15 protein-coding genes are annotated in these 14,061 nt (G+C 65.2%); 4 read left to right on the plus strand and 11 right to left on the minus strand.

Going from position 1 to position 14,061, the window contains the following annotated elements:
• Positions 1-46: 46 nt before the first annotated feature.
• The gene (locus tag RYZ20_RS00490) at positions 47-655 is read left to right on the plus strand and encodes a GntR family transcriptional regulator (protein WP_317669919.1); all 609 of its coding nucleotides are present in this window, start codon (positions 47-49) and stop codon (positions 653-655) included.
• Here RYZ20_RS00490 and RYZ20_RS00495 read toward each other — a convergent pair.
• From RYZ20_RS00495 to bioB, 6 genes are read right to left on the minus strand one after another with little or no spacing between them, the layout of a single operon-like run.
• Positions 652-1,410, minus strand: a complete 759-nt coding sequence (locus RYZ20_RS00495; protein ID WP_317669920.1) for a methyltransferase domain-containing protein — start codon at positions 1,408-1,410, stop codon at positions 652-654. The genes RYZ20_RS00490 and RYZ20_RS00495 overlap by 4 nt on opposite strands.
• A complete protein-coding gene (locus RYZ20_RS00500) occupies positions 1,407-2,027 on the minus strand; it encodes a pimeloyl-ACP methyl esterase BioG family protein (protein WP_317669921.1) in 621 nt (206 codons plus the stop codon). The genes RYZ20_RS00495 and RYZ20_RS00500 overlap by 4 nt, the downstream gene beginning before the upstream one ends.
• Positions 2,024-3,310: an adenosylmethionine--8-amino-7-oxononanoate transaminase gene (gene bioA / locus RYZ20_RS00505; RefSeq protein WP_317669922.1), complete on the minus strand. Its 1,287-nt coding sequence runs from the start codon at positions 3,308-3,310 to the stop codon at positions 2,024-2,026. Before bioA ends, RYZ20_RS00500 begins: the two co-directional genes overlap by 4 nt.
• Entirely contained in the window at positions 3,307-3,927 is a 621-nt protein-coding gene (gene bioD / locus RYZ20_RS00510) for a dethiobiotin synthase (protein WP_317669923.1), read from the minus strand. Before bioD ends, bioA begins: the two co-directional genes overlap by 4 nt.
• Positions 3,924-5,054: an 8-amino-7-oxononanoate synthase gene (locus tag RYZ20_RS00515; protein WP_411572316.1), complete on the minus strand. Its 1,131-nt coding sequence runs from the start codon at positions 5,052-5,054 to the stop codon at positions 3,924-3,926. Before RYZ20_RS00515 ends, bioD begins: the two co-directional genes overlap by 4 nt.
• On the minus strand, positions 5,051-6,007 hold the full coding sequence (gene bioB, locus RYZ20_RS00520) for a biotin synthase BioB (protein WP_317669925.1): 957 nt from the start codon (positions 6,005-6,007) through the stop codon (positions 5,051-5,053). The genes RYZ20_RS00515 and bioB overlap by 4 nt, the downstream gene beginning before the upstream one ends.
• A gap of 162 nt (positions 6,008-6,169) precedes the next feature.
• Between bioB and RYZ20_RS00525 the strand changes: the two genes are divergently transcribed.
• Positions 6,170-6,862: a DNA-3-methyladenine glycosylase I gene (locus tag RYZ20_RS00525; protein WP_317669926.1), complete on the plus strand. Its 693-nt coding sequence runs from the start codon at positions 6,170-6,172 to the stop codon at positions 6,860-6,862.
• Here RYZ20_RS00525 and RYZ20_RS00530 read toward each other — a convergent pair.
• Genes RYZ20_RS00530 through cobS form a run of 3 tightly spaced genes read right to left on the minus strand, consistent with a single transcriptional unit; the run spans position 6,859 to position 11,509 of the window.
• The gene (locus RYZ20_RS00530) at positions 6,859-8,661 is read right to left on the minus strand and encodes an aminopeptidase P family protein (RefSeq protein ID WP_317669927.1); all 1,803 of its coding nucleotides are present in this window, start codon (positions 8,659-8,661) and stop codon (positions 6,859-6,861) included. The genes RYZ20_RS00525 and RYZ20_RS00530 overlap by 4 nt on opposite strands.
• Complete coding sequence (gene cobT / locus RYZ20_RS00535) at positions 8,661-10,535, minus strand: cobaltochelatase subunit CobT (RefSeq protein WP_317669928.1); 1,875 nt, start codon at positions 10,533-10,535, stop codon at positions 8,661-8,663. Before cobT ends, RYZ20_RS00530 begins: the two co-directional genes overlap by 1 nt.
• The gene (gene cobS / locus RYZ20_RS00540) at positions 10,535-11,509 is read right to left on the minus strand and encodes a cobaltochelatase subunit CobS (RefSeq protein ID WP_317669929.1); all 975 of its coding nucleotides are present in this window, start codon (positions 11,507-11,509) and stop codon (positions 10,535-10,537) included. The genes cobT and cobS overlap by 1 nt, the downstream gene beginning before the upstream one ends.
• Positions 11,510-11,678: 169 nt before the next feature.
• Between cobS and RYZ20_RS00545 the strand changes: the two genes are divergently transcribed.
• Complete coding sequence (locus RYZ20_RS00545) at positions 11,679-12,641, plus strand: DUF808 domain-containing protein (RefSeq protein WP_317669930.1); 963 nt, start codon at positions 11,679-11,681, stop codon at positions 12,639-12,641.
• Between the two features lie 26 nt (positions 12,642-12,667).
• On the opposite strand, the gene RYZ20_RS00550 is transcribed toward RYZ20_RS00545, so the two are convergent.
• Positions 12,668-13,294, minus strand: coding sequence for a J domain-containing protein (locus tag RYZ20_RS00550; protein ID WP_317669931.1), 627 nt, complete (start codon positions 13,292-13,294; stop codon positions 12,668-12,670).
• A gap of 113 nt (positions 13,295-13,407) precedes the next feature.
• Here RYZ20_RS00550 and RYZ20_RS00555 point away from each other — a divergent pair, with 113 nt between their 5' ends.
• The gene (locus tag RYZ20_RS00555) at positions 13,408-13,662 is read left to right on the plus strand and encodes a BolA family protein (RefSeq protein ID WP_317669932.1); all 255 of its coding nucleotides are present in this window, start codon (positions 13,408-13,410) and stop codon (positions 13,660-13,662) included.
• Here the strand turns inward: RYZ20_RS00555 and RYZ20_RS00560 are convergent.
• Positions 13,659-14,000, minus strand: coding sequence for a DUF4177 domain-containing protein (locus tag RYZ20_RS00560; protein WP_317669933.1), 342 nt, complete (start codon positions 13,998-14,000; stop codon positions 13,659-13,661). The two genes, RYZ20_RS00555 and RYZ20_RS00560, sit on opposite strands and share 4 nt — an antisense overlap.
• Positions 14,001-14,061: the final 61 nt, after the last annotated feature.

The following is a 14,061-nucleotide window of genomic DNA, read 5'->3' on the forward strand; positions in this document are numbered from 1 at the left end:
TTCGAAACTTTGGTATTTCAAGAGCTTGAACCGAAACGTTGGGCCTATGACCGATCCTGCCAGCAAGAAATCCGACCAGATCGCTGCCGTTTTGGCGGCGCGTGTTGTGCGTGGTGACTTTGCGCCGGGGGAAAAGCTGCGTCAGGACCAGATCGCGCGCGAGTTCGGCACCAGCCATGTGCCGGTGCGCGAGGCGTTGTTGCTGCTTGTGGCGCAGGGGCTGGCGGTCAGCCTGCCGCGCCGCGGTGTGTGTGTGGCACCGCTTGACCAGCGCGCGGTGCACGAATTGCGCGTGATGCGGCAGGCGCTCGAACCCGTAGCCCTGGCGCAATCCATCCCGCATCTGAGCACGGATCAGATCGAGGCGGCAGAAGCCGCGCGTCTTCGCTGCGACGCGGCCGACAATGTGCATGACTGGGAAGAGGCCAATCGCGATTTCCACAATGCGATTATCGCGGGCTGTGCGATGCCGCGCCTGACGCAGGAAATCAGCAACCTCCAGCTTTTGTATGCGCGCCATTTTCTGGCCCATCACGCGGGGCGCTGGCGGCAGAGGGTCGATGCGGACCATCTGGCGATTTTGGCGGCGATCCGTGATCGCGATGTCGCGCGCGCGGGCGCGGTGTTGCAGCGCCATCTCGCGCGGCTGATCTAGGCGCGTTTCTGCGCGATCAGCCAGACCGGATGATAGCTGAGCGGAACACGCCCGTTTTGGCCGAAGCGCCTAATATAACGCGCGCTGAAATCGTGCAAATCGCGTTTGCCCCATGTGCGCGAGGCGGCGGCGTTGACACCGGTCTCGCGCAGGTGGCGCAGGGCATCGCGGGGGGTGTCGAACCAGAGCGTCTGTTGCGTCTGAGCGCAGTCGAAGACGGTGATGTCGGGCAGCGCGGCGAGAGCGTCTCGCATTGCTTGCGCGTCGCGCAGGCCCGGTGCCTGTGGTGGACAGCCAAGCCGGGAGAGTTCCTGAAACTGCGCGGGGCCAAACCCTGATAAAGCCAGCCAACCCGCCTTATTCAACGCTTTTGCAAGGCGTTGGATAAGGGTTTCGGGTGCTTCGATCCACTGCAGCACCGAGGAGGAGGCGATCAGATCGGGGCGTTCGGGCCAGTCGATCGCGCGAATATCGCCTGCGATGAAACCCGCGCCCACGCTCTGTGCTGTTGTCGCCGCCTGCATGGTCAGGTCGTTCAGGCAAAGCGCGTCGAAGGCGAAGCGCGCACCAAGTGCGCGGGTAAGCGCCCCTGTGCCGCAGCCGAACTCGAACCCTTTGGCAAAGCGCGTGGGGGCGCCCGCGCGGGACAGCCGTTCCGCCAGATTTTCGGCGATCCGCAACTGCGGGGTTGCGGCCTGATCGTAGCTTTCGAAGCTGCGCCCGAAGCTGCGGGCGATCCGTGTGCTCAGGCTCATGCGAACCAGTCCTCCCATCGCTGGCCTGCCCGAAATGGCTGGTGGGGCGTGTCGATCCGCGTGATTTTTGCGCTTTGGGCTTCCCATGCGGTTTCTTGCGCGGAGGGCGGGATGATCCGGTCGCGCGCGGAGATCCAGATCCGGTCGAAGGGGCGCTCGGGGGCGGAACCTCGGGCGGCGATCCGGCGCAGCTCGTCTTGCAAGGCGGGGATGTCGGGGGCGGCTGGCGGCGCGCTGTGGCCCGACCGGCGCGCGAAAGCGGCAAGGGTTGCGGGCGTCAGCCCTGCGGCGGTCGCCTCGATCATCGCCGGATCAATGCCGCGCTTGGTGCTGGCGGGGGTGATGGTGCCGTTGACGGCAACCATCCGCGCGGGGGTAACCCCGGTCCGCGCCAGCCAGTGCAGCGCGGACGCGACGCCGAAAGAATACGCCAGCAGGTGCACGCGGGCGTAGCGCCGCACGAGGTCCGGTGGCAAATCCAGCGCGCGGTAGTCGCTAACGCACAAGACGTCGGTTTCGCTTGCGAGGGGTGCGAACACCCCCGTGCCAAGACCCCAGCCCGCAAAGGCAAGGATCAGATCGGGTGTGCCTTTGTGGCAAAGCCAATGGGTCTTCATGTGGCGCCTCCGGCGAGGGCGTTCATCTCGGCGCTGACGCGGCTTAGGTCATCGGGTGCGATGGTGAAGGGCGGCATGCAATAGATATTCCGTCCGAACGGCCGCAGCCAGACGCCCGAGCGGGGCGCGCGGGCGTGGGCGATGCGCGGATCGACCGGATGCGCCATCTCGATGACCCCGATTGCGCCCATCACACGGACCTCGCGGACTTGGGGCAGGGCGCGGGCAGGCGCCAATTCTGCCCGCAATTGCGCCTCGATCTGGCGGACCTGCCGCTGCCATGCGCCTTCTGCCAGCAGGGACAGGCTGGCTGCGCCTGCCGCGCAGGCCAGCGGGTTCGCCATATAGGTCGGCCCGTGCATGAAGACGCCCGCGGCACTTTGCCCGATGCTTTTTGCCACCGCCCCCGAAGCCACCGTTGCCGCGAACGAGATATGCCCGCCGGTCAGCGCCTTGCCGAGGCACAGGATGTCGGGTGTGACGCCCGCATGATCCATCGCGAACATCTGCCCCGTGCGGCCGAACCCCGTGGCGATCTCGTCGAAGATCACCAGAACCCCGTGAGCCTCGCACAGCGCTTTCGCGCCGCGCAGCCATGCGGGGTGGTAAAAGCGCATCCCGCCCGCGCCCTGCACGACAGGTTCAACGATCAGTGCGGCGATGCGGTCGGCCTTGGCGCGCAAAAGCGCCTCGAGCGCCGCCAGCCCGTTTTGCGCGGGGTCCTCGGGCCAGTTCTCCTCGGGGCGCAGCGTCGGGCGGGGCAGGAAATGCTGGATCGAGAGCGCGCCCGAGAACAGCGAATGCATCCCGGTTACGGGGTCGCACACGCTCATCGCCTTCCAGGTGTCGCCATGATAGCCGCCGCGGATCGTGACAAATTCCGAGCGCGCCCCATGCCCTCGCGCGCGCTGGACCTGCACCGCCATCTCCAGCGCCACTTCGACCGCGACCGAACCGCTGTCGCTATAGAAAATCCGGTCAAGCCCCGGGGGCAGCATCGCGACCAGCCGTTCGCCCAGATCAATCGCGGGCTGATGCGTCAGCCCGCCGAACATCACATGCGGCATCCAGTCAAGCTGTTGGTGCATGGCGCGCACAATCGCCGGGTGGCGGTGGCCGTGGATCGCGCACCACCACGACGACATCGCGTCGATCATGCGTGTGCCATCCGCGCGCGTCAGCCAGACGCCTTCGGCCTGATCAATCAGGTGCATCGGCCCCGGTTCGGTGACGTTCGTATAGGGGTGCCACAGGTGGCGGGCATCGAATTCGAGAGGGGTCACAGGAGCCTCCGCAGATGGGCGGTGTCGACCCCGTGGAATGCGCGGCGCAGGGCGGTGGGGGTGAAGCCCTCAAGCGGCGCGACCCGCCCGAGGTGGCGCACCTGCCACATCTGCGTGATGGACTCTTCGGCGGCGGTCTCGGGCGGGCCGTTAAAGATGACGCCCGCCAGCGCGCAGCCCGCGTGGCGCAAAGCGCGGATCGAAAGGCCGGTGTGGTTGATCGTGCCAAGCCCCGTGCGCGCGACCAGCACAACGGGCGCATTCCAGCGCGCGAAAAGGTCCAGAAACAGCGTGTCGCGGGTGAGCGGCACCATCACGCCGCCAGCGCCCTCGACGATCAGTGGCGCGTCACTGTCCGGCAGCGAGAGCGCGTCAGTGTCGATCGTGACCCCCTCTGCCTCGGCAGCCAGATGCGGCGAGGCGGGCAGGCGCAACCTATACCGCTCGGGCAGGGTGGGGCGCGCGCTGAGGCGTGCCACCGTCTCGCGGTCAGTGGGCGAGATCAGCCCCGCCTGAACCGGCTTCCAATAGGTCGCGCCCAAAGCCACCGTCAGCCCTGCCGCGACGATGGTCTTGCCGACATCCGTATCGGTTCCGGTGACAACCAGCGCACTCATGGGGTGGTGTCCTGTAGCGCGGCGAGGGTAGTGAAAAGCGCGGTGATGTCAGAGCGTTCCACGCCTCCGGTGATCGAGATGCGCAGGCGTGCGGTCCCGCGTGGCACTGTCGGCGGGCGGATGCCGCGCACGTCGAACCCCTGCGCTTGCAGGGCGTGCGCGAGGGTCATGGTGCGTGCGTCGGTCCCGGTCAGAACGGGGATGATCTGGCTGTTCGGGGGGGCAAGGCCGCAAAGCCGCTGCGCCTCGGTCCGGGCAAAGGCGATGCGGTCCTGTGCCGCGCGGATAAGCGTGGGGTGCTCTTGCAGCGCGGCCAGCGCCGCGCGCACGAGGGCGGCCGAGAACGGCGCGGGGGCGGTGGCAAAGATAAACGGGCGCGCGCGGTTGACCAGCGTGTCGATCATCACCCGCGCGCCGCATATCAGCCCGCCTGAAACGCCAAGCGCCTTGCCGCAGGTATGCAGGCTTAGAACCCGCGCGTTCAGCCCCTGCGCCAACCCGCGCCCCTGGGGGCCAAAAACGCCGGTCGCGTGCGCCTCGTCCACCACCAGAATGGCGCCATCCTCGCGCGCGAGCGCCGCGAAATCGGCCCGCGGCGCCAGATCGCCCTCCATCGAATAGACGCTTTCAACCGCGATCCAGACCTGCCCACGGCCTCCGGCCCTGCGCCAGTCGCGCAGCAGCGTGCCTGCGGCGGCCACGTCATTATGGGGGAAGGCGCGGGTTTCGGCGCGCCCCAGCCGCATCCCCTCATGCGCGCTGGCATGGATCAGGGCGTCGTGCAGCACGAGGTCGCCCTGCGCGGGGAGCGTTGCGAAAATCGCCTGGTTGGCTTGAAATCCGCCGCCCATATACAGCGCGGCCTCGGTGCCGAAAAAGGCAGCCGCCTCAGCCTCCAGCGCCTCGTGCTCGGGGTGATTGCCGCGCAAAAGCCGCGAGCCGCCGGACCCGAGCGGCACCTCGCGGGCCAGCGCCTTGGCGGCGGCAACGCGCAGAAGATGCGAGCCTGCCAGCCCCAAATAATCGTTCGAGGCGAAATCGAGCCCCCCCGCCGGAGCAAGATGGCGCAACCGCCCCCGCGCGGCCAAAGCCGCCAGCGCGTCTGACAGCCGTTCGGGCGCGCTCATGCCGGCGCGCATTCGGTGGGTTTCAGGCCGAGTTTGGCAAACAGCGCCATATCGGCGCTTTCGCCCGGGTTCTCGGCGGTCAGCAGCGTCTCGCCCGCGAAGATCGAGTTCGCGCCCGCAAAAAAGCACAGCGCCTGTATCTCGTCGCTCATCGCGCTGCGCCCGGCGGAGAGCCGCACATAAGAGCGCGGCATCATGATCCGCGCCGTCGCGATCACGCGGACAAAGGCGATCGGGTCAAGCAGCGGCGCATCGGCCAGAGGCGTATCGGCCTGCGGCATCAGCATGTTGATCGGCACCGAGTCCGGCGGCTCGGGCAGGTTGGCCAGTGTCACCAGCATGTCTATGCGGTCGGCGGCAGCCTCGCCCATCCCCAGAATGCCACCCGAGCAGACCTTGATCCCCGCGTCTCGCACCCGCGCCAAAGTGTCTATCCGGTCGGCAAAGCGGCGGGTGGTGACGACCTGCGGGTAAAAGCGCTCGGAGGTGTCGATATTGTGGTTGTAATAGTCCAGCCCCGCGTCACGCAGCTTTACCACCTGCCCGTCGTCCAGCATCCCAAGCGTCATGCAGGTCTCAAGCCCGAGCGCCTTGACCCCCTCGACCATCGCGACCAGCGTGTCCATGTCGCGCTCTTTCGGCTCGCGCCAGGCCGCGCCCATGCAATAGCGTGTCGCGCCCTCTGCGCGGGCCTTGCGGGCGCCCGCGATCACGCGTTCGACCTCGACCAGTTTGGAGGCAGGGAGTTTCGCGCCATTGCGCGCCGATTGCGAGCAATACGAACAATCCTCGGCGCAGCCGCCGGTCTTGATGGACAGCAGCTTTGACATCTGGATGCGGTTCGGGTCGAACGCGTCGCGGTGAATGGAATGCGCTTTGTAAAGCAAATCCATCAGCGGAAGATCATGCACGGCGGCGGCGGTGTCCCGGGTCCAATTTGGGGCTTTGCTCATATTATCTATAAAATCCTGATTGCATCGCTGATTCATAAAATTTCTATCAATAAAAATTTCAGACAGCAATTCATTCCGTAAAAATTCCTGCCAGACCGCTTTTACTTGCTCTGTCGGATGGGCCGGGTATCGTTTCATCAGGCGGTATTCAGGAGGGCAGTGATGCGCAGCTATTCCGAGCTTCGAGAGATCGCACTAAGGCGCAAAGGTGGCGAGGCGGCGCTGGCTGCGCTGATGCCGGACCCGCCGCTTTCTGCAAATGAACTCAGTGGCCTGGCGGATGACCGGTGGCTCTCGGCGATGGCGAAATGCATCTTTCAGGCGGGCTTTAGCTGGAGTGTGATCGAGGCAAAATGGCCCGGTTTCGAAGAGGCGTTCGAGGGGTTCGATCCGGCCCGCGTGGCCCGTTATGGCGAGGTAGATCTGGACCGCCTGCTGGCCGACGCGCGGATCGTGCGCAATGGCGCCAAGGTGAATGCGGTCCTGCGCAATGCGCGGATGCTGGTCGATCTGGCCGCGGCGCATGGCACTGCGGCGCGGTTTTTCGCGCAATGGCCTGCTGACGATCAAGTCGGGCTGATGCAGGTTATGGCAAAGACCGGCGGGCATCTGGGGGGCAACACGGGCCAGCGGGTGCTACGGATGATGGGGCGCGATACGTTTGTTCTGTCGGGCGATGTGGTGCTCCGGCTGATTGCCGAGGGCGTTGTCGCGCAGGTGCCGAAATCCCAAAAAGACATGGCGGCAGTGCAGGCGGCTTTCAACGACTGGGCCGCGCAATCGGGCGAGAGCCTGAACAATATCAGCCGCACGCTGGCGCTGAGTATCGGTGCCTCGCCCGAGGATATTTTTTAAAGGGCCGCGCAGGCGGCCTGGAGCCAGTCGCGGGTGGCGGGAGAGACCGCCTCGCCCACGCGGGCCAGAACCTCGGCGTGATAGGTGTCGATCCAGTCGCGCTCGGCTGGCGAAAGCATATCCGCGTCGATCAGGCGGCGGTCGATCGGCACCCATGTCAGGGTGCGGAAGGCCAGTTGGTCGCGGTTGTCGCCCATCGCGGGCGCGGCCTCGACCAGCACGAGGTTTTCGATGCGAATGCCAAAGGCGCCCTCGCGGTAATAGCCCGGCTCGTTCGACAGGATCATTCCTTCCTCAAGCGGCACCATCGAGACCCGCGACAGGCGCGCTGGCCCTTCGTGGACGCACATCGCAGCTCCCACGCCGTGACCCGTGCCGTGGTCGTAATCGCACCCCGCCGCCCAAAGTGGCGCGCGGGCAAGCGCGTCAAGGTCGCGCCCCGCCAGTCCGCGCGGCCAGCGCGCACGGCTGATCGCTATCATCCCTTGCAGCACGCGGGTAAAGGGTGCGCGGGCCTCGGGTGGAACCGCGCCCACCGCGACGGTGCGGGTGATGTCGGTCGTGCCATTGGGGTATTGCGCACCCGAATCCACCAGCAACAGCTCGCCCGGGATGACACGGCGATTGGTGGCTTCGGTCACGCGGTAATGGACAATTGCGCCATGCGGGCCAGCGCCGCAGATCGTGTCGAAGGAAATATCGGTCAGGCATCCGGTCGCGGCGCGGAAGGCCTCAAGCCGTTTGACGACGTCGATCTCGGTCAGATCACCCTTCGGCGCTTCGGTATCGAGCCAGGCCAGAAACTCGGCCATCGCGACCGCATCGCGCTGATGGGCGGCGTCCATCCCGGCAACCTCGGCGGCGTTCTTGCGCGCCTTGGGCAAAAGGCAGGGGTCTTGCGCGGTGAAGACCGCGATGCCTTCCTCGGAGAGTTCGCGCGAAACCTGCACAGGTGCGCTGGCCGGATCGACCAGCACCGGCCCCGTGAGCGAGCGCAGCCCCGGCGCAAAGGCCGACACGGGGCGCAGCGTCACCTCGTTACCCAGATGCGCGTGGGTTTCGGCATCGAATTTCGCGGCTTCGGCGTAAAGCGTCAGGTGGCCGGTGTCATGCAGAACCGCAAAGCCCTGCATCAGCGGATTGCGCGCAAGGTCCGCGCCGCGGATGTTCAGGAGCCAGCAGATTGAATCGGGCAGGGTAAGCACGGCGGCGCGAACGCCGCGCGCCTTCAGACCCTCGGCCAAGGCGGCGCGTTTATCGCCGCTGGTTTTTCCTGAAAGAGCCGCCGGGTGGACGCGCGCGGGCGCCATCGGGGGCGCGGGGCGGTCAGTCCAGATTGCGTCGATGGGGTTGTGGTCAACGGGTTCAAGCGTGATGCCCGTGCCGGTCAGCGCGGCCTCGATCTCGGCAATCTCGGCGCTGGTATGAAGCCACGGATCAAAGCCCACACGCCCGCCTTGCGGCAGCGCGGATTTCAGCCAGACACCCGCTTTCACCTCGGGCCAGTCGACGGGGGTAAAGCTGCGCGGGTCCACCTCGGCGCGGACCTGCACGCGGTAGCGCCCGTCCACGAAAACGCCCGCGCGATCCATCAGCGCGATGCAAAAGCCCGCTGATCCGGTAAACCCCGTCAGCCACGCCAGACGGGCGTCGCAGTCCGCCACATATTCGCCCTGATGGGCGTCAGCGCGCGGCACGATAAAGCCCGAAAGCCCCTCGCGCGATAACCCTTCGCGCAGGGCTGCCAGTCGGGGCGGGCCGTTTTCGGGGGCGCTGCGCGAGGTGAATTCCTGAAACATCAGATGGCTTTCTTGATCCCCAGAACACGGGCGCGGGCGCGGGGGTCGCTGTCAAACAGCGAGGCTAGCTGCTCGGTCATCGCGCCTGCCAGTTGTTCGGCGTCGGTGATGGTGACAGCGTGCTGATAGTAGCGCGTCACGTCATGGCCGATGCCGATCGCGATAAGTTCGACCGCGCGGCGTTTCTCGATCATGGCGATCACGTCGCGCAGGTGTTTCTCAAGGAAAATCGCGGGGTTGACGGACAAAGTTGAGTCGTCAACCGGCGCCCCATCCGAGATCACCATCAGGATTTTGCGTGCCTCGGGGCGGGCCAAAATCCGGCGGTGCGCCCATTCCAAGGCTTCGCCGTCGATGTTTTCTTTCAGCAGGCCTTCTTTCATCATCAGGCCCAGATTGGCCCGCGTCCGGCGCATCGGGGCGTCGGCGCGTTTGTAGATGATGTGGCGCAGGTCGTTCAGGCGTCCGGGTTGCTGCGGGCGGCCCTCGGCCAGCCAGCGCTCGCGGTTCTGGCCGCCTTTCCATGCGCGGGTGGTGAAGCCCAGAACCTCGACCTTGACCGAGCAGCGCTCAAGCGTGCGCGCGAGCACATCGGCGCAGATCGCCGCGATCGAGATCGGGCGGCCGCGCATCGAGCCGGAGTTGTCCAGAAGCAGCGTGACAACCGTATCGCGGAATTCAGTGTCCTTTTCGATCTTGAAGGACAGGGGCGTTGTCGGGTTGGCGACAACGCGGGCCAAGCGGCCTGCGTCGAGCATTCCCTCTTCGCGGTCGAACTCCCAACTGCGGCTTTGCTGCGCTTGCAGGCGGCGTTGCAATTTGTTGGCAAGGCGCGACACGGCGCCTTTCAGCGGTTCAAGCTGCTGGTCGAGATAGGCGCGCAGGCGTTCCAGTTCGGCGGGTTCGGCCAGATCTTCGGCGGCGATTTCCTCGTCGAACTCGGTGGTGAAGACCGTATAGGTCGGGTCTGCGTCCGAGATCACGGGCGGAGGTGGCTCTTTCGGAGCCTCGGCCTCGGGGGCGTCGATCTCGTCGCCCGTCTCGTCATCGGCCATATCGTCGGCTGACACGGTGGTCTGGGTCTGGTCCTGCTGCTGCTCTTGCGAGGATTCGGGGCTGGCCTCGGCGTCCTGATCCTGCTCGTCGTCGCTGGACTGGTTGTCGCCTGCCTCTTCCTGCTGCTCGGCCTCGTCTTCGCTGTCGGCCTCGTCGTTGCGCTCCTCGTCGGGGTCGTCGCCCAACTGATCGGCATAGCCCAGATCGGCAATCACCTTGCGGGCAAGGCGGGCAAACGCGGCCTGATCGGCCAGAGCATCCCCGATGCTTTCCAGATCGCCGCCAGCCTGACCCTCGATAAAGTCGCGCCAGAGGCCAAGCACGTTATCGGCATCCGCCGGAAGCTTGCGCCCCGTCGCCATCTCGCGCACCAGATAGCCCGCCGCCACCGACAAGGGCGCGGCCTCGCGGTTGCGGATCTGGCCAAAGCCCTTGCGCGCCGCGTCATGGGCGATTTTCGCGTCGGTATTCGTCAGGGTGCCGGGCATGTCGCGCGCGCCAAGCGCCTCGCAACGCGCGCCTTCCATCGCCTCATACAAAGCCTGCGCCATCTCGCCGCGCGGCTGATAGTGGGCGGCGACCTTGGCGTCGTGATAGCGGTGACGCAGCGCCAGCGCGTCAGCCGTGCCACGCGCGAGCAAGACCTCGTCGCGCGTCAGTCTGCGCGAGACCTGCGGCAGACGCATCACATCGCCCGCCTGACCCGAAGGATCGACCGTATAGGTCACCGTCATGTCGGGCGCATCGGCAAGCGTCTTGGTCGCCTCTGCCAGCGCCTTCTTGAAGGGATCGGCTGGGTTGTCGGAGGGTTTGCCCATTACCGCCCCGCCATCACCGCCGCGCTTTCAGGCAGTTCCTCGTCGAAGAGGCGCTGGTAGAACTCGGCCACGGTCTGACGCTCCAGCTCGTCGCATTTGTTCAGGAAGGTCAGCCGGAACGCATAGCCTACGTTGTTGAAAATGCGTGCGTTTTGCGCCCATGCGATGACGGTGCGCGGGCTCATGACGGTCGAGAGGTCGCCGTTCATGAAGGCGGTGCGGGTCAGATCCGCGACATGGACCATGCGCGAGATGATCTTGCGGCCCTCTTCGGTGTTGTAGTTCGGGTTCTTCGACAGAACGATCGCGGCCTCGGCGTCGTGGCTGAGATAGTTCAGCGTGGCGACCAGCGACCAGCGGTCCATCTGGCCCTGGTTGATCTGCTGCGTGCCGTGGTAAAGGCCGGTGGTATCGCCAAGGCCCACGGTGTTCGCGGTGGCGAACAGTCGGAAGCACGGGTTCGGCGTGATCACCTCGTTCTGGTCAAGCAGTGTCAGCTTGCCGTCGGCCTCCAGCACGCGCTGGATCACGAACATCACATCCGCACGACCTGCATCGTATTCGTCGAACACGATCGCTGTCGGGTTGCGCAGCGCCCAGGGCAGGATGCCTTCGTGGAACACGGTGACCTGCTTGCCATCGACCAGCTTGATAGCGTCCTTACCGATCAGGTCGATCCGGCTGACGTGGCTGTCAAGGTTCACCCGCACGCAGGGCCAGTTAAGGCGCGCGGCGACCTGCTCGATATGGGTCGATTTGCCGGTGCCGTGGTAGCCCTGAATCATCACGCGGCGGTTGTAGGCAAAACCTGCCAGAATCGCGAGCGTCGTGTCGTGGTCGAACTTGTAGGTCGGGTCGAGTTCCGGCACGCGGCTCGTGCGCTCGGCAAACGCCTTGACCTTCATGTCGCTGTCGATGCCGAACACCTCGCGCACATCAATGTCTTCGGTCGGTTTTGCGTTCTGTTCGAGCATGGGAGGCATCCTTTTCGCGTATCGTCTGCGGATTTGTGAACCATCGGTGAAGGGCGTGCAAGGGGCTGCATTGTAACCGAACAAAACGGCCGGTTCTGCGGCACCCTTGCGGGTTGTCTGGGGCACTATAGCCGCTTAGGTTGGGCTGGGTAAAATTACCGGGGGTAAAATGAGCGGGTTACTGGCGCTTTTGGACGATGTGGCGGGGATCGCCAAGGTGGCGGCGGCCTCGGTCGACGATATTGCGGGGCAGGCGGCCAAGGCGGGGGCCAAGGCGGCAGGCGCGCTGATCGACGATGCGGCGGTGACGCCGAAATATGTGCATGGCTTTGCGCCTGCGCGGGAACTGCCGATCATTGGCAAAATCGCGGTAGGGTCGATCCGCAACAAGCTGTTGATCCTCTTGCCTGCCGCGCTGATCCTGTCGGCCTTTGCGCCTTGGGTCATCATGCCGCTTCTGATGCTGGGCGGGGGCTACCTGTGCTTTGAGGGGGCCGAGAAGGTCTATCACCTGTTCCGCCCGCACGCGCCCTATGCTGACGGGCATTTGCCGCAGGACAAGGCGCCCGACCATCTTGAGGCCGAGAAGGTCGCAGGCGCCGTCAAAACCGATTTTATCCTGTCCGCCGAGATCATGACCATCGCGCTGGCCGCATTGCCCACGGGGCAGCCGCTTTGGATGCAGGGGATGGCGCTGGCGCTTGTGGCGGTGGGGATTACCGTTCTGGTTTACGGCGGTGTTGCGCTGATCGTGAAGGCTGACGACTTCGGCCTGTGGCTGGCGCGGATTGGACGGTTGGGCGCGACGCGCGCGCTTGGGCGCGGGCTGGTGGCGATGATGCCGGGGTTTATGAATCTGCTGATGGTTGTCGGCACGGCGGCGATGATCTGGGTTGGCGGTTCGATCGTGCTGCACGGGCTGGCCGAGATCGGCTGGCACGCGCCTTATGACTGGGTCCACCATCAGGCCGAGTTCGCCGCCGCGCTGGTGCCGCCCGCGCTTCACGGTGCTGTCGGCTGGGCCGTGACCGCGTTTTTCGACGGGGTGTTCGGGGTGGTTCTTGGGCTTTTGCTTATCCCGCTGGTCGCGAAGGTGATCGACCCGCTTTTATCGGTGTTTTCGAAATCCTAAGCAAAAGGGGCCGCGCGGCCCCTTTTTTATTTGAAGTTGCGGCTGTCCTTGATCTGGTCCCAGGCCCAGACGACCTCTTGCAGCATCTCTTCTTGCGAGCGGTCGCCGCCGTTCATATCGGGGTGCAGCACCTTGATCAGCGCCTTATAGCTTTTGCGGATTTCCGCCTTTGTCATGGTGTCGCGCGCTTCAAGGATTTCGATCGCTTTACGCTCGGTCGGGGGCAGCTTGCGCCCCGAGACGGTGCGGCCTTTGTTTTTGGTCGCGTTATCGCCCAGCATCTCGTGCGGGTCCGAAATCCCGTGGCGCGACCAGCCCAGCTTTTCGTCATTGGCACGGTTGAAGGGCTTGGTCGGGCGCTCCCAGACGGTGGCGTTATCCAGAAACGCCTGAAATTCCTCTTCCGACTGGCCCTGAAAATAGTTCCAGTTCAAATTGTATTCGCGCACATGGTCTTTGCAGAACCAGAAATAGTCATCCAGCACTTTCGGGCTTTTGGGCGCGCGGTATTGGCCTGCCTCTTCGCAGCCCTGTTTGTCGCATAGCCGCGTCGAGGTCTCGAACGCGCCAGACATGCCGCGCCGCGTCTTCTGGCGGCGTTTCTTGTCGGCGGCTGCCGAGATGTTGAAGCCGAAGGGGTCGCTGGTGCTCATGCCACGCCTTTCTTGATGGTCTGTCTGCGCCGAAGGGCTTTGCCGACTCGGGCGCCACAGTTTAGAGGAAAACACGCCGGACGGAAGAGCCCGAAGAAACGAAGGAGGCAAAAATGTCGGTCGCAGATCAGATTACGCAGAAACTTCAGTCGTTTACGCCAGACCACCTTGAGGTGATCGACGAGTCCGCCCACCATGCGGGCCACTCGCACGAGGCGCGTCGCGGCGAAAGCCACTTCCGCATCAAGATCAAGGCCGCCGCCCTTGCGCCGATGTCACGACTGGCCCGGCACCGCGCGATCCACGAGGCGATCGGCCCCGATCTGATTGCCCGCATCCATGCGCTTGCGATCGAGGTAGAGGCTTAACCCTCAGTGCTGGCGCGCAGCGAGGGGGCGCGGCCCTCTTCGGCCTGCGTGCTCAGCCGTGCGCGCGGAGCCTCGGCCGGTTCGACCTTGGGCGCGGCGTCAACGGCGCGCGCCTCGCGGCGGAACACCAGAAGGCTGTGCGTAACGGTCTTGGTTTTCATCAGCCCCGTGCGCTCTTCGGCGCTCAGCGTCTCGGAGCGGACGAACTCCCAGCCGTCCTTTGCCTGCTCGTTCATCACCCCGGCGAGCGTCTGCGCAAAGCGCTCGGCCCCGGTTTTCGCGCCCTTGACCTTGCCAGCGCGCGCGGGCGCGGGGATCACATGATATTCGTAAGCCATGAAGCCTCCTGCTTTGGGCAAGGGGTTTAGCGGATAGGGGGCACAGGTCAAGATCAAGCGC

Source organism: Pseudothioclava alba (genome assembly GCF_033100795.1).
GTDB lineage: Bacteria > Pseudomonadota > Alphaproteobacteria > Rhodobacterales > Rhodobacteraceae > Pseudothioclava.